Origin of the sequence: Treponema peruense, assembly GCF_016117655.1 — a bacterium.
GTDB classification, from domain to species: domain Bacteria; phylum Spirochaetota; class Spirochaetia; order Treponematales; family Treponemataceae; genus Treponema_D; species Treponema_D peruense.
Genome location: NZ_CP064936.1, coordinates 2658331 through 2676184 on the forward strand (window position 1 = coordinate 2658331; position 17854 = coordinate 2676184).

General features: G+C 38.6%; 20 protein-coding genes and 1 pseudogene. 4 read left to right on the top strand and 17 right to left on the bottom strand.

Translation table 11 applies throughout. The features are described 5' to 3' along the window. Positions 1-123: 123 nt before the first annotated feature. Entirely contained in the window at positions 124-1011 is an 888-nt protein-coding gene (locus tag IWA51_RS12245) for an ATP-binding protein (RefSeq protein ID WP_198442608.1), read from the top strand. Here the strand turns inward: IWA51_RS12245 and IWA51_RS12250 are convergent. Next, entirely contained in the window at positions 944-2182 is a 1239-nt protein-coding gene (locus IWA51_RS12250) for an IS256 family transposase (protein WP_198441892.1), read from the bottom strand. The two genes, IWA51_RS12245 and IWA51_RS12250, sit on opposite strands and share 68 nt — an antisense overlap. A gap of 111 nt (positions 2183-2293) precedes the next feature. On the opposite strand from IWA51_RS12250, the gene IWA51_RS12255 reads away from it, so the two are divergent. Beyond that, positions 2294-2770, top strand: coding sequence for a DUF4143 domain-containing protein (locus tag IWA51_RS12255; RefSeq protein ID WP_230402662.1), 477 nt, complete (start codon positions 2294-2296; stop codon positions 2768-2770). Positions 2771-2985: 215 nt separating this feature from the next. Here IWA51_RS12255 and IWA51_RS12260 read toward each other — a convergent pair whose 3' ends face one another. The 15 genes from IWA51_RS12260 to IWA51_RS12330 all read right to left on the bottom strand — a co-directional run bounded on the left by IWA51_RS12260 (position 2986) and on the right by IWA51_RS12330 (position 14277). Then, positions 2986-3123, bottom strand: coding sequence for a hypothetical protein (locus tag IWA51_RS12260; protein WP_198442609.1), 138 nt, complete (start codon positions 3121-3123; stop codon positions 2986-2988). An 81-nt stretch (positions 3124-3204) separates the two neighbouring features. Continuing rightward, positions 3205-3405, bottom strand: coding sequence for a hypothetical protein (locus IWA51_RS12265; RefSeq protein WP_198442610.1), 201 nt, complete (start codon positions 3403-3405; stop codon positions 3205-3207). 44 nt (positions 3406-3449) lie between these two features. Continuing rightward, positions 3450-4193 (bottom strand): hypothetical protein, encoded by a 744-nt coding sequence (locus IWA51_RS12270; RefSeq protein ID WP_198442611.1) that lies wholly within the window; start codon positions 4191-4193, stop codon positions 3450-3452. A gap of 100 nt (positions 4194-4293) precedes the next feature. Beyond that, a complete protein-coding gene (locus IWA51_RS12275) occupies positions 4294-4440 on the bottom strand; it encodes a DNA adenine methylase (protein ID WP_198442612.1) in 147 nt (48 codons plus the stop codon). Position 4441: 1 nt separating this feature from the next. Continuing rightward, a complete protein-coding gene (locus IWA51_RS12280; protein ID WP_198442613.1) occupies positions 4442-5119 on the bottom strand; it encodes a DUF3800 domain-containing protein in 678 nt (225 codons plus the stop codon). Positions 5120-5368: 249 nt separating this feature from the next. Next, positions 5369-6598 carry an enoyl-ACP reductase FabV gene (gene fabV / locus IWA51_RS12285; protein WP_198442614.1) on the bottom strand — a complete coding sequence of 410 codons (1230 nt, stop codon included), beginning with the start codon at positions 6596-6598 and terminating at the stop codon, positions 5369-5371. Between the two features lie 103 nt (positions 6599-6701). Then, positions 6702-7448: a GNA1162 family protein gene (locus IWA51_RS12290; RefSeq protein ID WP_198442615.1), complete on the bottom strand. Its 747-nt coding sequence runs from the start codon at positions 7446-7448 to the stop codon at positions 6702-6704. After that, positions 7435-7809, bottom strand: coding sequence for a DUF4810 domain-containing protein (locus tag IWA51_RS12295; protein ID WP_198442616.1), 375 nt, complete (start codon positions 7807-7809; stop codon positions 7435-7437). Before IWA51_RS12295 ends, IWA51_RS12290 begins: the two co-directional genes overlap by 14 nt. After that, a complete protein-coding gene (locus IWA51_RS12300) occupies positions 7806-8147 on the bottom strand; it encodes a hypothetical protein (RefSeq protein ID WP_198442617.1) in 342 nt (113 codons plus the stop codon). Before IWA51_RS12300 ends, IWA51_RS12295 begins: the two co-directional genes overlap by 4 nt. Before the next feature lie 5 nt (positions 8148-8152). Further along, a complete protein-coding gene (locus IWA51_RS12305; RefSeq protein ID WP_198442618.1) occupies positions 8153-9094 on the bottom strand; it encodes a CsgG/HfaB family protein in 942 nt (313 codons plus the stop codon). A gap of 34 nt (positions 9095-9128) precedes the next feature. Further along, entirely contained in the window at positions 9129-9797 is a 669-nt protein-coding gene (locus IWA51_RS12310; protein ID WP_198442619.1) for a lactate utilization protein, read from the bottom strand. A 99-nt stretch (positions 9798-9896) separates the two neighbouring features. Then, complete coding sequence (locus tag IWA51_RS12315; RefSeq protein WP_198442620.1) at positions 9897-10100, bottom strand: hypothetical protein; 204 nt, start codon at positions 10098-10100, stop codon at positions 9897-9899. 67 nt (positions 10101-10167) lie between these two features. Next, a complete protein-coding gene (locus IWA51_RS12320; protein WP_198442621.1) occupies positions 10168-12141 on the bottom strand; it encodes a phage tail protein in 1974 nt (657 codons plus the stop codon). Next, entirely contained in the window at positions 12119-12613 is a 495-nt protein-coding gene (locus IWA51_RS12325) for a hypothetical protein (protein WP_198442622.1), read from the bottom strand. Before IWA51_RS12325 ends, IWA51_RS12320 begins: the two co-directional genes overlap by 23 nt. Then, a complete protein-coding gene (locus tag IWA51_RS12330; protein ID WP_198442623.1) occupies positions 12610-14277 on the bottom strand; it encodes a WD40 repeat domain-containing protein in 1668 nt (555 codons plus the stop codon). Before IWA51_RS12330 ends, IWA51_RS12325 begins: the two co-directional genes overlap by 4 nt. Positions 14278-14661: 384 nt before the next feature. Between IWA51_RS12330 and IWA51_RS12335 the strand changes: the two genes are divergently transcribed. Then, positions 14662-16239 carry an ATP-binding protein gene (locus IWA51_RS12335; RefSeq protein ID WP_198442624.1) on the top strand — a complete coding sequence of 526 codons (1578 nt, stop codon included), beginning with the start codon at positions 14662-14664 and terminating at the stop codon, positions 16237-16239. 64 nt (positions 16240-16303) lie between these two features. Continuing rightward, positions 16304-16390, top strand: a pseudogene (locus IWA51_RS12965) (hypothetical protein); the annotation flags it as partial. Between the two features lie 11 nt (positions 16391-16401). Here IWA51_RS12965 and IWA51_RS12340 read toward each other — a convergent pair. Then, positions 16402-17739, bottom strand: coding sequence for an ATP-binding protein (locus IWA51_RS12340; protein ID WP_198442625.1), 1338 nt, complete (start codon positions 17737-17739; stop codon positions 16402-16404). Positions 17740-17854 lie beyond the last annotated feature (115 nt).

Sequence of the window (17854 nt, forward strand, 5' to 3'; positions counted from 1 at the left end):
CGCAAAATTACTCTCCTATTCGACTAATTTTTCAGTAATTTGACAAATTTAACTTCTTGAAATATAATTCTATTGAAATATTGGACAGATTTTCGACTAATTTTTCACTAACTGGAGCAAATTATGGAACGGAAGCTTTATCTTGACAAAATAATCAGAAAAAAGCATAACGGAATGATAAAAGTAATTACCGGAATCAGGCGTTGTGGAAAGTCATATCTGCTTTTCAATTTGTTCTATAATCATCTAAAAGAATGTGGTGTCGATGACATTCATATAATAAAAATAGCTCTTGATGACAGAATCAATATAAAACTTCGCGATCCCGACGAACTTTGCTCTTATGTTCATGCAAAAATTACTGACAATAAAATGTATTACATTCTCCTTGACGAAGTTCAGTTTGTTAAAGATTTTGAAGATGTTCTGAATTCTTTTTTGCATATCCAAAACGCGGATACGTATGTTACTGGAAGCAATGCGAAATTCTTGTCAAAAGATATCATAACGGAATTTCGCGGTCGAGGTGATGAAGTTCATTTGTTCCCATTGAGTTTTTCTGAATTCGCAAAATATTCATCTGGGGACAAGTATTCACTCTGGAAAGAATATTTAAATTTTGGCGGTTTACCAAAATTAATGGAAATTGAAAGCGAAGAAGATAAATCAAATTACTTAAAAAATATTTTTACAGAAACGTATTTAAAAGACATTCTGGAGCGAAATGATATACGCAATTCAGAAGAACTTGCGGAACTTTTGGATTATCTTGCATCTTCAGTTGGAAGTCTTGTTACTGCAAAAAAACTTTCTGATACATTCAAAAGTGTAAAAAAAATCAATATTCATCCTGAAACTGTAAAAAATTATCTTGAATATTTTGAAGATTCTTTTTTGATGAGTTATTGTCAATTGTTGTGGATTGAAAAAAAGTGTCTTTTCATCAGGCAGCCTTCATTTGTTCACCGTCCACAAAAATTATATTTTTGGCGACAAGTTCAAGTTGTTTAAATCCCCTGAGCCGTCGCCAGTTTTTCTCTGCCTGAAGACAAAGCTTGAAAGCCATTGCAACAGAAGCAGCGGAAGAGCCGTTTCCTTTTGTTGACTTGTGGCGCAACCTGACTGTTGCAAATGTCGATTCAATCGGATTCGACGTTCTAATGTGAGCCCAATGTTCCGCCGGATAATCATAAAAGCGGAACAAATCCTCCTTGTCTTTTTCAAGACATTCCGTTGCCTTCGGATATTTTTTTCCGAAAGTTTCTATAAATAAGTCGTAGGCTTTCAAGGCGTTTGCACGTTTGTCTGCCTGCCACATATCCCGAATCATTTTTGTGGCCTGAGTCTGCACACAGTCAGGCAATTTGTCCAGAATGTTCATGGACTTGTGGAACCAGCATCTCTGAATTTTTAGCTGGCCCCAGATTTCATCAACTGCATTTTGAAACCCAAGCGCTCCGTCGCAGACTGCCAATTTTGGTGCTTTTGTCAGTCCGCGGAATTTCAAATCAAGCAAAACTCCACGCCAACTTTCCGTTGACTCGCGAATTCCGGCCTGTACAGCCACAAGTTCTTTTTTGCCTTCAACAGTTACGCCAATTATTACCAGAAGGCAGGTCTTTTCACCGTCAAGCCGGGACTTTACGTAAATTCCGTCTGCCCAAACATAAACGTATTCCTTTCCGGAAAGATCTCGTTTGCGCCATTCGTCATATTCAGCCTGCCATTTTACAGTAAGCTTTGTTATGACTGACGGACTCAGGCCCTTTGCTTCTTTACCAAGAACATCATGGAGCATGGCTGAAAACTTGTTTGAAGAAATTCCTGCAAGGTAGGCAGCGGAAAGTATTGCTTCTACTGTCGGAGTTTTTCTTGCAAACGGAGGAAGGACTTTGCTTACAAAGCGATCCTTTTCTTCAAGTGCACGGTCATCAACTCTGGGAAGCCTGACTGTAACGTAACCGTTTGTAGTAAGAATTGTCCGTTCTTTGTGAAAGCCGTTTCTTACTACAAGTTTGTTTCCGGTTTTGTCTACGATAGAAGAAGTTTTATTAAGAAAACGCTGAACTTCATCCTCGTAAAGACTTTCAATTACTTCACGTGCTCTTGCGCGGATTGCTTTTTCAAGCAAATCAATCGTTGGACTATTGGAATTTTCTTCAATTTCCAGTATTCTTTTCATAAGAGGTCTCCTTCGGTGTTTATTTTTTTTTCCAAAGAAAACTATACCTTAGACAGACCTCTTTTTCTATGCCTTCTCAGGCAATCCACAACTTTTGATTATAACTCTTTTTTGATTACAAAATCCCGTCGTTATGATGTTAAAGGAAAAAAATATATTTCATCGCCGCAAAAATATTATTTTACAGATGTAGGTTTACGAAATGCCAGATTGAACTTTCGCCAATTTGAAGAAACTCATCTTATGGAAAATGTGATTTTCAATGAACTGCTTATTCGAGGTTACAATGTTGATGTCGGAATGGTAGAAGAAAATATTATGAATAAAGACAAAACCAAAACTCAAAGACAACTTGAAATTGATTTTGTATGCAACCTGGTTTCAAAAAGATTATATATTCAATCCGCTTTGTCTTTACCTGATAAAGAAAAATTGCAGCAGGAAGAACGCTCATTGGTTAAAACAAAAGATTCATTCAAAAAAATTATTATCGCTAAAGATAATCCCACTCATTACACAGAAGACGGAATTTTAATTCTGAATCTTTTTGATTTTTTATTGAATGAAAATTCTTTGGATCAGATATGACGCTCAATAAAAATCTATCTACCAAAACTTTTTCTCAGAATAAAAAATTCTGTAGCTACAAAAATATTTCGTGTAGATAATAAAAACTCCGGCAATTTTAAAAATTATTATTATCCATGTTGGTTGCGTTACAAGCCTGTTTTTTTCTTGTAAATTCAATGGTCTTATTACGGCTTTTGCAAATTTTGTTGCAGTTATAATTCCAATAAAATTTTCTACTCCCACTCTTCAAAGTATTTATCAGAAAGAAAAGTATAAAATGACTTGACGATTCTAAAGGAAGTCATATTCATTACATCGCGCATTTGTGTTCCGCCGTTTGAAAGAAAATATGGAGAATCTGCAAAAATCATATCAAAGGGGAAAGTCTTCCCCTCGCTTCAAAGCTTCTCTTTTTCGCTACCCCTTCTGCGGGGAAACCCCGCAACGCCCCGTCAAAACTCAATCCATTCAGTCCATGAATCATCAGTTAAATCATGAATCTCCATTTGCCTAAATTGACATTCACCAGGTTCCAATACAATCTTACCCTTATAATATTCGTCTCGAATAAAATCGTAAGGCTCAACACCTTCAGGAATATCTAGTTCAAATTTTCCAACAACCATTTCTTCAATATTAACTTCTATTTTCATGATTTGGATCTTTGATCAATTTTTAAGAAATATCAAGTAGAAAATTACAAAACAAATTCAAATTCCTGTTTTTTTAACTCTTGGTTATACTCTTCTTCAAGTTGTGAATAACTTAAAAAATGAACTCGTTTTTCTTTGTTCAATATTTCAAACGAAGAATAATTAATCTTGGACAAGTATTCTTGTTTTCTTCTTTCGTCCGCGACAATTACCATTCTTACATAAAAATCTCTTAAATCGTTAAACTTTAATAAAGAATTTTGAATGTCAGTTGAATGTTCTACTTCAAAAAATGAATCAGGCATATTTCGTTCATTAAACCAAATCACATCAATTGTTGAACTTCTATGAACAAAATTATTATAAGAAAAATTTGGAAGCACTTGTAATGTTCTCAAATCACCTAATTTTTGTTTTCCGTAAAGTTTGTTTTGGTCTTGATTCGGTACAAAAGTTTTTAGATTTCTAAAATTTCCAATCGTCAATAATAAACCTTGATAATACGAATGATTAAATTGTTTTACTTCTTCTGAATCTTTATTTTCTTCAGTTTCGACTATTATTCCTAATTTTTCTAATGACTTTTGATAAGATTTAAGTGCATATAAACCAGGCTTAATTTTATAAATATTAGTATCTTGTTGGACAATTCTTCTGATTGATGCAAATGGTGTTTTTGTTTTCCATTCACAATCTTTTATTTTAAATACTTCAACATTTAGTTGTCCAAGCGTACCAATTCCACCAAGATTTTCAAGTGCAATTTCTACAGCTTCATATTGTTTCATATGTTTTCCTCGCATTAGGCTATGAAGCACCTGCGAAGCAGTCCACCACAACGAAGTGAGGAGGATGAGCGTTAGCGAAGTGCGCAATAGCCGACGGCATTTATGCCGGAATGCCCCCTCCGCCGACAAAAGGTTCACAATATTTTTCTATTTTCTGAGGATAAAATTTTTGAATTTCAGGTAAAAGCTGGGTTTTTCCGCCTGCCCATTTTAAGAAAGGTTTTGCCCCGGAGTTTTTGTTTTTCATATTATTTGTACTCTTTGACCTTTAGTATCTTTAAGTAATTCTTTTTGAATTCCCGGTAATTATTAAAAAAGAGCATCTCTGACTTTGAAAAACTTTTGCGCGAAAACTTCATTTCCAGCAATTTGAAAGAACAGATTAAATCAGCTGCCTGAAACAGACGATAATCTGACGGAGAAACTTTTCTGAACTGGACATGATCCAGAAGCGTATTGAAAACTGAAGATAAAATTTTTGTTACCTGAACCTGACCATTGTCATAATAGACTTTAACTGTATCAAAATCCAAAAAATCCTGATAATGTGTTTTGATGAAATTTGCAATCTGTTTTGACAATTTTCCTGTAGCTTCAACTTCATCCTCAATATGAAGCTTTTCAATCATAAAACATTTGTATTGGATATCTGCAGAACGTATAAATGCAAACATTTTATTGAATATAGATTTTCTCTCTTCTATATTCATATAAGTAAAAGATTCTTCTTTTCTGATTATTGGTCCTACATGTATACACTGGTCATTAAACCCTGCATTAGAAAGTTCATATTCCAGTTTTTCGATTAACGGTTGAATATTTTTGTCTTGATTATGAAAAATCATTGTTATGATATAATACGGGGAGTGGCTGGAATATTCTCCGAAGTCGCCCGATTCATCAACGAAAACGCTCAGTTCTGACATATAAAAATCCCACAGAGCAAAAAAATAGCGGGGCACTTCCCCGCTACGCGATAGGACCAAGGTCTATTGACCAGCCCCTACGGCTTTCACCGTTTTTATAAATTAACATAAATATTTTTTGTTGTCAAGTTTAGCATAAACCAAGGCAAAGTTCTATTGACTGGAAGTTAGTTCTTGTCAGGAGAGTTTTTTAACAATTTATTTGCCCGTTAAAAAAGCTGCCCTTTTTTAGAGCAGCTTTTGTTGGGTTTAGTATTCTATTTTTGACATATCGGTGACTTCTTTGTTGTAGTCAACGCCGTCTACATCGAAGCCGTTGATTGTTAGGAAGTCGTGCTTGAGGCCGGCAAGATCTGTTGTCTGTGCAACATTCTCTTCGGTTACTGTCGGCATTATCTTGTCGACTTCGGCCTGAACTTTGGGGTCAAGTTCCCAGTCATCTATGCGAATGCGGTTTTCTGAATCTACAGGAACTGTTCCGGCTGCGTTGTCCTGTCCGGTATAAAGACGCTCGGCAAAGAGACGCTCCATCTGTTCAATACAGCCTTCGTGTGTTCCGTTTGCCTTCATAATCTTGAACAGAACGCCAAGGTAAAGTGAAATAATTGGAATAACTGCAGATGAACGTGTTACAAGACCCTTGTTTACGCTTACGTATGCTGCACCGCCAATCTTTTTGAGAGAAGCGTCAATGTTGCGTGCGCGTGCTTCGAGGTCTTTCTTTGCTGTTCCGATTGTTCCGTCGCGGTAAATTGCGTGTGAAAGTTCCGGTCCAATGTAAGAATATGCTACTGTGCGGCATCCTTCTGCAAGAACTCCCGCTTCTGAAAGCTGCTTGATCCAGCGCTCCCAGTCTTCGCCGCCCATTACTTTTACTGTATTGGGAATATCATCGCCTTCTGCAGGAGCAGCCGAGCTGAATGAAATTTTTCCTGTCATCATATCAAGTGCCGCACCGCTGTACTCTTTTCCTACAGGTTTGATTACCGAGCGGTAGAGTACTTTTGTGTCGGGGTCTGTGCGTACAGGGCTTGCAAGGCTGTATATAATAAGATCGAATTTTGAATTGAGCTTTTTTACTTCTTCTATTACAGAAGCGCGGCATTCGTCACTGAAAGCATCTGCGTTAAGAGTTACCGCCTTGAGGCCGGCGGCCTTTGCTTCCTTGTCGAATTCCATGTTGTTGTACCAGCCCGGGGTTCCGCCCTTGTTTACTGTAGGCTCTTTTTCGAATGAAACACCGATTGTGTCGGCACCGTATTCAAATGCTGCACTTATGCGGCTGGCAAGTCCGTATCCTGTTGAACATCCGAGGACGAGAACAGTTTTGGGGCCTTTTCCGCCTTCGGAAACTGACTTTATTGCGCGCTTTGCTTTCTGAGAGCGAACATAGTTAATCTGATTGAGTGTTTCTTTTGCGCATCCGATCGGGTGTGCGTTAATGCAGATATTGCTGCGAATCATCGGTTTAATAATCATAATTTTCTTAGCTCCTTTAAGCCTATAGATAGTTTCTAATTTTATCACGTCTCGACATTTTCCGTCAATATGTCAAAATAGAATGTGTTTTTTTACGGTTTGACTAGTTTCTGCCAATTTCTATAGACATGGATTCACTCAAAGCCTCTTCTTCACCGTCGTGCATGTACTCTATGCTGTAGGGACCGGCCGGAAGATCTGCGAGCGCGCGTTTGTTTCCTTTTATTGCAACGTCCATGTAGTCAGTACAGGCCGTAGTTACCGCCGTCATTATTGATTCAACAAGCATTATCAAAAATTCCGAACCTTCTGCATTTAAATCGGCTGAAGTATCATACGAAAATACTGCTTCCCGGAAAAAAAGCGTTTCGTTTGTAATTGCAGACCGCAGAGTGTATTTAACAGCGACATCAACCGAGCCTATGTTAAGAAAATTTGCCTTGTTCCAGTAGCAGATCTGTGTAAAAAGAACCGCATCTGTTCCCATTATCTGATTGAATTTTGTAAGGTCGCCTTCTGCAAACATCTCTGAATCATAGGCGCTCTGGCTTTGAAGATACTCCAGCGTAAGAAACTGCGGAAACACATAATAGCCTGCTTCTGCCAGCGGAATGCTCATTGTTGAATAAAAAAAGTCCTTTGCTTCTACACTTGTGCTGGCGTTTATTGGCGGCATGATAAGAATTGAGCGCGGCGCTTCTGCATACATCTGCGGGTAGCGTTCGGCTTTGGTCGGTACGTGAATCACGTTGTCCATTGTGGCGCAGGATGCAAATAAAGCGGAACAGAGTGTGCAGGCAAGAAAAATTTGCACTATATAATAGAAGATTTTGTGCTTAGTTTTCACCATATTCGATGCGTCCTATTATCTGCGAAATAAATTTTTCTGATTCTGGGTAGAATTTTATTTCGTTACGGAGCATTTCAAGTCCTTCGGGAACAAACCCCTTCTGCACAAGAATCCATCCGTAGTCTGCACATACTCCCGGCGGAACACAAGCTCGCGTTCCGGTTGGAGCATCTATCATTTTTTTGTAAGTCTTTAAAAGTCTGTTTACAGAGGCGTCGTTTGACTTTTTGAGATAATCGTAGCTGTTTTCCTGATAGCTGTACCAGTTGTACTTTGTTGTGGTAGTCAGGCAGGAATTAAAGCAGATTACAACTGCCGCTCCAAAGACAAACCGCACGAAAAATTTTGCGTACTTTTTCACGGAAGCGCTATTTCCCTTATATCCTGTGACGAAATAAACACTTCTTTTGAAAATACAAGGCGGTCACCTGAATATACCTGAACGCTGTGTGTTCCAGCTTTAACTGCATAATTGTTTTCATTGTCTATTTTGCGCGTGTCAGGGAAATTTACGGCGGCATAAAATTCTATCTTGTCGTCAATTACAACGCGAACTGCGTCAAAATCTTCGCTGGTAAACGTAATGTAGCCAACATCAGAAATGCCGTGCGATACTGTTCTGGTAGATTCGCAACCCGTTGTTACAGCCGCAAACAAAACCGCCGCCGCTGTTAATATTACAAATAAATTCTTTTTCATAAAGTTTATTTCTCCGTGATTTCGTATTTGGAAATATTGCTGTAGTCTATGCTGCCTTCTGTTATTTCTACTATGGAATATTCGTCGGTTACAGTAGTACCGCCGCAAGAAATTACTTTTACTTCGGCGGCTTTTTTTCCTGGAAGGGTTACGGGCATTCCGGTCTGCGGATTTTTTACTGTTTTACCCTTTTCTATTACAGACAGTTTTTTTCCGGGAAGAAGGCCCTGTTTTATTCCGCCTGCGATAAAAATACCGTCACTGTCTGCCGAAAGAAATACTGACTTCCACGGACGGTCCATGCAGTTGTTTATTACGTTTTCCACAAGTTTAGAAATTGCCGCACTGATTGCCTTGTCGCTCAAAGTTGCGTCAAAACCGGCCGTTCCGCCTATGCCAAGTATTGTAGAAGATTCTGTTTCTGCCTGACCCTTGCCTTCTTCTGAATAAATTATCTGTCCTGTAGAAACGTCGACAAGTCTTAAACTTACGCCGGCCTGAACAATCTGGCGCTTTGTACGGGAGAAAAGGTCTGTTTCGCCGATATTTTTGCGGCCGAATTCTGTTATTGAACCTATAATAAGATAGTCGGCGCCGATTTTTTCTGCAGCCTGTGCATCTGTGAGAGCTTTTTCTGAATCTATTTTGTCTGCTTCGGCGCGCTCAAGTAAAATGAATTTACCGCTGGCCGCAAGTTTTGTGGAAAGGATGTCCAGCGCCTGTTTTCCGAGCGGGTCATTGTCTTTGTCAAAGAACGCGCCCTTTGCATACTGGCTTTCGTTTGTAAACCGTGCGATTGCTACCTTGCGCTTGAGTCCTTTGTACACCGGCTGGACGAACTCCTCCCCGTTAAGTGCTGTGCGGTCGGCCTGTACATCGGGCTTTACGCTTGTACACGAAGACAAAAGTGCCAGTGCGGTAAAAATTAGCGGCAACAGTTTTTTCATAATATTCATCTCCTTCCTATTTAGATGGTTCAGATTAGATTCCGAGCGGTTCGTCTACGAGAATTATTTTTATTCTTCCCGGAACTTTGCTCATTCTTGTTTCTACGATGTATGAACAGATGCAGTCGGCGGCAGTACAATCACCGCAGCTTCCTGTTTTTGAACACGGTGTTCCAGTAATCTGTGCAAAGTGAGGGTTTAAGTTGCAGCGCTGGACATTTACCGGAGCGGCATAATTTCTGGCACGGTCGCGGGCACTTTCTGTTGTTTTGCATATTTTGTTCATGCTTACTACAGCAATTACACTTTTGGGACCGTAAGCAATGGCTGCTACGCGGTTTCCCATTCCGTCTATGTTTATTAAAACGCCGTCTTCGCTCATTGCGTTAAAACTTGTGAGATAAACATCGGCAAAAAAGGCTTTGTGCATAAGTTCCTGGCGTTCTTCGGGAGTTTTTGCTGTGTCGCGGTCTATTGCATTGTAGTCTCCGCTGCGTACGGCTTCCAGAACTTTAAGTTCTTCCATGGTTTGGGTTCCGCCCCAGGAGACAGATGCTTTTGCCGGAATAAGTGAAAGTACTTTTTGGGCTGCTTCCTGTGCAGTTTCTGTATAATATGCGTCGAATTTTCTGGCTTTGAGATTTTTTATTACGCGCTCGGCTAAAAGTTTGTTTCTGTTTTTTACCGAAATATCACCGGCCATTTTTTCCTCCACCAAATGAATTGCTTCTCTATATAAGGTACATCTTAATTCAATACTGGGGAAAAATCAATTGGAAAAAAGAAAACCTGTTTGCTGATTTTATTCAGTATCGCAGTCGGCATAAAGATAGGCGAGCATGTTGTACTCACCGGAAGGGAGCTTGAAGTTGAGTGCGTCCTCGAAATCCCGGTCCAGAACAATTCCCATATCGATGCAGTGCTGCATATAGCGGTTAAAGGTAAGATTCTGTTTTGGAGAAGGCTGTTTTGAAAGCAGCGCCTTTTGAAGTTCATTCATGTTCATAGTTCCATTCCGGTTTTGTTTTAAGGTTTTTAAGCACGACAATATTTTGCCGTGCTTAAAATACTAATTAGTCTGTAATTGTAAGTGCTACAGGGAGCGTTACTGTTGTTGTTCCTGACTTTGCAGTAATAAGAACATTGTATGTTCCGCTTTCAAGAAGTTTTGCACCGGTCTGTGTAAACGTTGCGGGTGTTCCTACTGCTACAGCTTCCTGTGTCTGGCTGTAATATTTTGTTCCGGGTGCAGAAACTGCAAATGTTACGGAATCGTAAGCGAAACCTGTTGTTATTGGTGAAGTTGCTCCCTTGTCTGCTACATTTACAGTCCAGATTAGTGCACCGGTGTCATCAAGCGCATCGGCTTTTGATACACTTACGGTATATGACGGATCTGTTCCTGTAAGTGCAACATTATTTTTACCAACTGTAATCCATGAGGCGTCGAGTTTATAGTCGGCTGCGTTAAAGATATTTACATCTGCGTCGGTTGTGTAGCATGCGTAAAGATCAATATTTGCAGGACCGGAGTAGTTTGGTGTTGCAGCAACGTCAATATCTTTTTTGCCAGAGTCCTGCCACTTTGTCCAGGAAAGACTGTTCTTTACAAGTATATTTGTTGTTGCAGCTTCAGAAGTATCAGGAACAAGATATGCTGTTTCGGTAGAAGCATATCGTACAATTGGTGTAGTCTGTGCTGATCCTGTCTCCGGTGTATATGTTCCGCCCTGGAGATTGTATCTGATTCTGAACAGATTGATGAATGTTCCGCCGAATACTGTTCCAGTACCATTTCCTGCGCCGACTGTTACATAAGTGTTGGCTGATGAACCTGCACGGTTAACTGCGCGAATTCTTGCGACATAGGCTTTTCCGAGCTCAAGTTTCATTGTAAGCCATTTGTTGTTTGCAAGAAGTGAACCTTCTGTGTAAAGCTGGTCTTCTATTACTGCAGCACCGTAAGTAACTGCTGTATTGCCTGAATCTGTTACTGCTGATTCCCATGTTGTCTCGTCTGTCGGAATTGCAGCTACAGTAGAACCTGTTACATCAAGAAGGTCAATTTCAAAATAGCGCTCGTTGACACAGTCTTTTCCGACCCAGTCAAACTTAACGTCATAGAATCCCGGAGTGCTGTCTTCTGTACCGGCAACATAAGATGCTGTAAATGTTGTTACTTTTGCGGGAACTGTTCCGATTACGTTCGGTATGGCTACAGCAGTGCCGTTTGTTTTTCCTGGAAGAATTACAATTGAGTCACTCCACTCTGCTTCACATTCGTTTTTTGCATTAAGGAATTCTACTTTGAATGTATATGTTCCGGGGGCAAGATCTTTTGAAGATTCACCAAATGTTGCGGGGAATGTAAGTGTTCCTGCCGCTTTTTTTGCAGTTTGAACAGTTGTAGTGTCACCTGAATAATTGACAACAGTACCGTTTGTAAGATTGTAGATTCCGAGTGTTACTGACTCAATGCTGGCAGGAATTGTCCAGTCATCGAGCAATTTAGTTGTAAGATTTACCTTACCCGGTGTTGTAAGTCCGTCGGGCTTTAAAGTAAAGCTTGCACTGTTTGCATGGCGTGTAAGGTCTACGGCAGCGTATCCTATAAGAACTGCCTTTCCCTTAACTGCGGCAAGATCGTCTGCTTCTGTAATTTTTGTTGCTGCATCTGCAGTAACAGCAAGAGTAAGATTCCAGTTGTACGGCTCTACATCAAGAGTGAATTTTCCGTTTTCTACTGTTACAGAAGTCCACTCCTTTTCTTCACCGTTGGAAGCTTTTCCGTAGAGATAGTAACTGAGAGTGTCACTTGTTTTAAAAGCATCGGGCATAATTGAACGTGCAGGAGCAAACATATTTGCCTGAACACTGCTCTCTTCAACAAACTCGCTGTAATTTTTGATTTCTACAGTAAGTGTCCTGAGGCCTTCAATTCCTTCACCGGAAACACTGTCGCCTTCAAGGCTGTTCTGACATCCGGCAAGACCAAGCAAAAGTGCAAGCGCACCAATGCAGTTCCTAAAGATTTTCTTTCCCTTCATTATTGTCCTCCTGAACAGGGATTTCTTCAAGCGAATCGTAAACCACCAGTTCGCACGAGTCGCCGTATATTGTTCCGTCTGCGCAGGCAAGTGAAAGTTCAAGAACATAAGTTCTGCCGCTCACAAGCTTTGCATCGGGTATGTACAAAATAAAATACTGTCCTTCCTGACCAAGTACTTCTTTTTTTTCAATTGAATTTACAGAATAAAGCGTCCATTTATATGACGAACATCCGTCGGGTGCTGCCAGTGAAACAGATGCATTGCGGTTTACAAAATAGCGTTCCAAAAGAATTTCGCTTTCATTAAAATTTTCATCACCCGGAACAGGTTCTCTGAAATTTTCTTCTGCAACATGGTGAAACTGCGAATTGTATTCATCCATAATCTGCCCGATTCCGTTTGTGCACGAAAACAAAAGGGCAGGTAAAATTACAAAAGCAAAAATCCGGGCAGCAAATTTTATTTTCATTGTGCACCTACCCCGAATCTGTACCCCGCTCCAAAACGGAGTGAAAATGCAGTTACGCAGTCCCAGTTCATTCCCGCATATAAAGAAATTCTTTTGAATGCTGCACCGACACGAAATCCCGCGCATGGTGAAAAATATGTTCCAAAAATGGCACCTGCAGGCTGTACAAGACTGAATACACTCATGCCGGCACTAAGTTCCGCAAAGACATCAACATCAGAAGCAAAAGGAAAAAGACTTATTCCAAACGGAACAACTGCAGAAAAAGAAGTGAGCAGCGGATTTGCAATAACCTCGCCGCCGCTTCTATAAGTGTATGGAAAATTCTGTGAAGGAAAAGCACACGCTGCACGTACAAGACCGCCAAAATAAAACGGCTTTAGCACACCGGCATTTGTGTAACCGGCACAAAGGCCGCCCTGAACACCATAGATTCCCGAAAGAATTGAACAGTCGGCACGGACTTCCACACTGTGAGCATTGCGCGTTCTGAAAGCCTGAACCATTTCTGAAGAAGAAGAAAGTGCTGTTCCGCCAGAAGATTCTGCGCCTTCACCTGCAGGCAAATATCCTGTTCCCGAAGAAACATTTTCCTGGGCAACATAAACGCGGTAAAGGTTTGGCTTTTTTCCCGGTTTATAAAAAACGTCTTTTACATTCAAAATATAAATTGAACCGTCTTCATGTCCTACAAGAAGTTTTTTTGAATCAGAAGAAAATGCATAACTTGTAATTGCAGTTTTATTCCACGACGGAATGTAGCCCAGATATTCTGCACTGTCCAGCGCGTAATACCTGAACTGATTTTTCTTTGTAAGAACAATCAGTGTTTTTTTATCTTCTGCAAGGCGGAATGAATTTATTTTGTCTTCGCAGGAAATCTTATTTACGGTCTCGCCAAGAAAATTTTTTATTTCGATAGTGTCTTCTGCAGAAGCAAAAATTATTTTTTCTGAATCTTCTGTAAATTCCATGCAGGGAATTTTTGTATACGCACCGGCAATTACAGTAACAGGTTCAACGCTGCTCATATTCCAGATAACAACACTTGCATCTGAACGCAGAGCCGCAATTTTTTTTGAAAAAGAATCAAAAGCAAGCGAAATTATTTGAACACTTTTATTTTTGTTTTCTGTATTGCTTTCGCTTTCATCTTCTGCAGTTGATGAAGAAGGAGACCTGAGCGTTAGTCCCGTAAGAGAATTTGAAATATAAAGCTGAAGATAAACGTGAATATCGTTTTCGGAAGTGACAGCGGCAATGTAGTTTCCGTTTTTTGAAAAACTTATTCTGCACTCATCGTTGTCTTCGAATTTTCTTGTTATTGTATTTATTATTCCTGGAAGACGGTAAATTTTTAATTCAGAAGAATCAGACACCGTGACCAACTGTTCAAAAGATTTTTCTTTATTGGCAACAAATTTCAACTGCTGCACATTTTCTTCAGAAACTGAAAAGGTCTTTATCTTTGAAAAATCATCTGCATCGCGGATTGTAACAGAATTTGCTTCACTGTATGCAAAAACAGAAGAGTCGGCATTCCAGTCCAGAGCCAGTACGCTCGAAGGAATTTTTATTACCGGAATATCAATTTCCTTTGATGAAATACAAAATGGTAATGCTAAAAATAAAACTGCTGATAATAAGCGTTTCTTCTCTTCCATAATAAAACTCTATTTTCCATTATACCCCCCCATTTTTTGTCAATACTATCTATATAACGGTAGACAACTATCTTGTACATCTTTATGACAAAACAGGATGCAGCAACCGCAGCGAAAAGGAAAAGGAACTCATTCAGCAATTAAAAAAATAGAAAAAACAGCATTTCTTCGCAGTGTTAATTCGTATCTTGGAATAATGCAGCATTACAAAATGTATAATTTCAAAAGTAAACTGATAAAACACTGTTGCGGCATTTATTGGAAAAATTATTTTTCTTTTAAAACAATTCTTAAGAAAATTGTCTGGCTAAAAACTGAATATATTGATTGATGTCCAGTATATTCTGCATTGAATATAGTTACCTTTCAAGATATAATAAACTTATGGCAGAATTAAAACTTTTTCCTATTGGAATTCAGGATTTTGAAAGGCTCAGAAAAGACGGTTGTTATTATGTAGATAAAACTGATTTAGTTTATAAAATGACGCATACTTTTAATTATTATTTTTTGAGCCGTCCGCGCCGCTTTGGAAAGTCACTTTTAATTTCAACTTTACGCGATTATTTTTTAGGAAAGAAAGAACTTTTTGAAGGACTTGCAATAGAAAAACTTGAAAAAGAATGGAAAAAGTATCCTGTTTTTCATTTGAGTTTTGCAGGAAATAAATTTACAGATTTAAAATCTCTTCAGATTTATATGAATTTTAAACTTTCTGAATTAGAAAAAACATATAAAGTTACGAATACAAATGAATATGAATGGGGTCCCCGTTTTGAAAAAATTCTTATGACCGCATACGAACAGACAGGCACAGAACCTGTAGTTTTAGTTGATGAATACGATGCACCTCTTTTAGATACAATGGACAATCCTGAACTTCAGCTTATTCTAAAACAGGAAGTGCGAAAGTTGTTCAGCCCGTTAAAAGATATGGGCGGAATTCTGCGCTTTGTTTTTTTGACAGGAATAAGCAAGTTCAGTCAGCTGAGTATTTTCAGTGAATTGAATAATCTTAATGTAATTACGATGGATAATGAGTATGCTGCAATCTGCGGAATTACAAAAGAAGAACTTTTTGAACAGATGAAACCGGAAATCCAGGCGCTGGCAGATAACAACAATATGACTTACGACCAAGCTTGTGCAGCTCTTACTCAAAAATATGACGGCTATCATTTTACAGAAAAGTCACCTGATATTTATAATCCGTTCAGTTTGATAAATGCGCTCAGTAAAAAAGAATTAAAAAACTTCTGGTTTGCAACGGGAACACCGACAATTCTTACGCGATTGATAAAAAAATATAAAATGGCCCCTGAAAGTTTTGACAAAGGATTTCCGGCAACACTTGAAATGTTTGACGCTCCGACAGAAACGGCAACAAATCCAATTCCTATGCTTTATCAGAGCGGGTATCTTACAATCAAAAATTATGACGGCTACGAATATACACTTGGATTTCCAAATGATGAGGTGCGACTGGGCTTTGTAAAATCACTTATGCCTTATTACGCAACAGATGATCAAATTCAAAATGACAGTTTTATTTTAAGAATAACAAAGGCCTTTCGTGAAAACCGTCTTGAAGATGCTCTAAAAGAAATGAAAGCTTTTTTGTCTTCGATTCCGTATAATGCCGAAAAGCAGGATGAAAATCACTACAAAACTTTATTCTATTTAATAGCGCGCTTGTGTACGCCGTACGTTGTCAAGACAGAAGAAGCAAGTGCTGCCGGCCGAAGTGATATGGTTGTAGAAACAGAAAGCGCTGTTTACGTTTTTGAATTCAAACTTGACGGAACAGTAGAAGAAGCACTCGCGCAGATTGATTCAAAAGGATATCTGATTCCGTATTCAGTTACAAAAGATAAAAACGGCAACGACAAAAAGCTGGTAAAAGTGGGCGTAAGTTTTGATGCAGAAAAACGCACACTCGGTGAATGGAAGATTGTAGAATAGAAAGAATTTTAAAATGAACAAAAGACCAAATTTAAATATTTAACTTGACTCAAAAACTTTCAGAAACTTTTATTATTTAAAAGAAGAACTTATTGAATTTTGCAGAAAAAATAATCTTCCTGTTTCGGGCAGAAAACTGGATACTTTATAAAGGTTTTGCGGTTATAAATATTTCTTTATTAGCCACAAAAGATAGAGCGGCAAACTAATTGACTTTGTATTTTCAATCATGTTTACGCCTATATTCTTCATAGAAATCCGAAAACCTTTTTTGCTTTTGTAACGGGTACAGAAAAGATTATAACTTTTTGCCCGTGTATTGCTTTCTGCTTTTGCTTCCACAGGATATATTTCTCCGCTGTATTCAAAAAGAAAATCAAGCTCAGCTGTGTTTCCGGAAGTCCAAAAATACGGTTCAATATCATTTTTTATTAATTCTGAAAGGCAGTAGTTTTCAACAAATGCTCCTTTAAAAGTCCCAACTCCGGAATTTCCCAATGAACTCTCGTTTGATTCCAGCAGCAATTCAGGAGCAATTTTTGCTTTTGCCCTTAATAATCCTGTATCTGCAAAATACACTTTAAAATATGAATTGTCGGCATACGCAGAAATCGGACTTTGTGGATTTGTTACAAGATTTAGTTTATAAACAAGACCTGCTCCTACAAGCCACATGAGTGCATCTTCTAAATCTGCAGAACGTTTTCTGGCTTTTACATGCGAAAAAATAAATTTCTTGTTGTCTTTTGCAAGTTGTGCAGGAATCGAATCCCAAATCCAACCGATTTTTGCAACGTCTGTAATTGGTGCGTGCTTTGAAAAATCAGATTCATAATCCTGCAAAATTGTATTTTGAATTTGAACCACTTCTGAAATATTGTGATTTTTTGACCAGCTTAAAACTGCTTCAGGCATACCTCCGACAGCAAAATAATAACGAAGTTCTTTTTCAAAAGTGGAAGTGTATAAAGCAGAAAGCGGATTTTCGTCAGCATATTTTTCTGTTCCGTTACAAAGTGACTCAAATCCTTCTGCCCACAAAAATTCCTTAAAGCTCATTGGAAACATTTGGAGTCTGTCAACTTTGCCAACAGGAAAAGAGATATCTTTATTTTTAAGTGCAACTCCCAAAAGAGAGCCTGCCGCAATTACATGAAGTTCCCGTTTGTTTTCGCAAAAATATTTAAGAGAAGTTATCGCCTTTGGGCAAGATTGAATTTCATCAAAAATTACGAGCGTTTTACCACAGATAATTTCTTTTTGTCTGAAAATATTTCCAAGTTCGTCAAGAATCCGTTCAATATTAAAATCCTGGTCAAAAATTGAACAGAGCGAAGGATTTTCTTCAAAGTTGAAGTAAGCTGTATCTTCAAAAAAATCTGCGCCAAATTGTTTAAGCGTATACGTTTTACCGCACTGACGCAAACCTGTCATAACAAGAGGTTTTCTTGATTTGTTTTCTTTCCATAATCTCAATTTATCAATGATTGAACGCTTCATAACTAAATAATAGCAAAGTTCATAGGAAAAAACAAGAAATAGTAGCAAAGTTCATAGGAAAAAGTGTGAAAATACTGCAAAACTCATAGGAATAAATATATTTAATTACTCAATT

What these genes read in the sequence shown, in the direction of transcription:
- IWA51_RS12245 (WP_198442608.1), top strand. Translation starts at nt 124, where the DNA reads ATGGAACGGAAGCTTTATCTTGACAAAATAATCAGAAAAAAGCATAAC.
- IWA51_RS12250 (WP_198441892.1), bottom strand. Translation starts at nt 2,182, where the DNA reads ATGAAAAGAATACTGGAAATTGAAGAAAATTCCAATAGTCCAACGATT.
- IWA51_RS12260 (WP_198442609.1), bottom strand. Translation starts at nt 3,123, where the DNA reads ATGATTTTTGCAGATTCTCCATATTTTCTTTCAAACGGCGGAACACAA.
- IWA51_RS12265 (WP_198442610.1), bottom strand. Translation starts at nt 3,405, where the DNA reads ATGAAAATAGAAGTTAATATTGAAGAAATGGTTGTTGGAAAATTTGAA.
- IWA51_RS12270 (WP_198442611.1), bottom strand. Translation starts at nt 4,193, where the DNA reads ATGAAACAATATGAAGCTGTAGAAATTGCACTTGAAAATCTTGGTGGA.
- IWA51_RS12275 (WP_198442612.1), bottom strand. Translation starts at nt 4,440, where the DNA reads ATGAAAAACAAAAACTCCGGGGCAAAACCTTTCTTAAAATGGGCAGGC.
- IWA51_RS12280 (WP_198442613.1), bottom strand. Translation starts at nt 5,119, where the DNA reads ATGTCAGAACTGAGCGTTTTCGTTGATGAATCGGGCGACTTCGGAGAA.
- fabV (WP_198442614.1), bottom strand. Translation starts at nt 6,598, where the DNA reads ATGATTATTAAACCGATGATTCGCAGCAATATCTGCATTAACGCACAC.
- IWA51_RS12290 (WP_198442615.1), bottom strand. Translation starts at nt 7,448, where the DNA reads ATGGTGAAAACTAAGCACAAAATCTTCTATTATATAGTGCAAATTTTT.
- IWA51_RS12300 (WP_198442617.1), bottom strand. Translation starts at nt 8,147, where the DNA reads ATGAAAAAGAATTTATTTGTAATATTAACAGCGGCGGCGGTTTTGTTT.
- IWA51_RS12305 (WP_198442618.1), bottom strand. Translation starts at nt 9,094, where the DNA reads ATGAAAAAACTGTTGCCGCTAATTTTTACCGCACTGGCACTTTTGTCT.
- IWA51_RS12310 (WP_198442619.1), bottom strand. Translation starts at nt 9,797, where the DNA reads ATGGCCGGTGATATTTCGGTAAAAAACAGAAACAAACTTTTAGCCGAG.
- IWA51_RS12315 (WP_198442620.1), bottom strand. Translation starts at nt 10,100, where the DNA reads ATGAACATGAATGAACTTCAAAAGGCGCTGCTTTCAAAACAGCCTTCT.
- IWA51_RS12320 (WP_198442621.1), bottom strand. Translation starts at nt 12,141, where the DNA reads ATGAAGGGAAAGAAAATCTTTAGGAACTGCATTGGTGCGCTTGCACTT.
- IWA51_RS12325 (WP_198442622.1), bottom strand. Translation starts at nt 12,613, where the DNA reads ATGAAAATAAAATTTGCTGCCCGGATTTTTGCTTTTGTAATTTTACCT.
- IWA51_RS12330 (WP_198442623.1), bottom strand. Translation starts at nt 14,277, where the DNA reads ATGGAAGAGAAGAAACGCTTATTATCAGCAGTTTTATTTTTAGCATTA.
- IWA51_RS12335 (WP_198442624.1), top strand. Translation starts at nt 14,662, where the DNA reads ATGGCAGAATTAAAACTTTTTCCTATTGGAATTCAGGATTTTGAAAGG.
- IWA51_RS12340 (WP_198442625.1), bottom strand. Translation starts at nt 17,739, where the DNA reads ATGAAGCGTTCAATCATTGATAAATTGAGATTATGGAAAGAAAACAAA.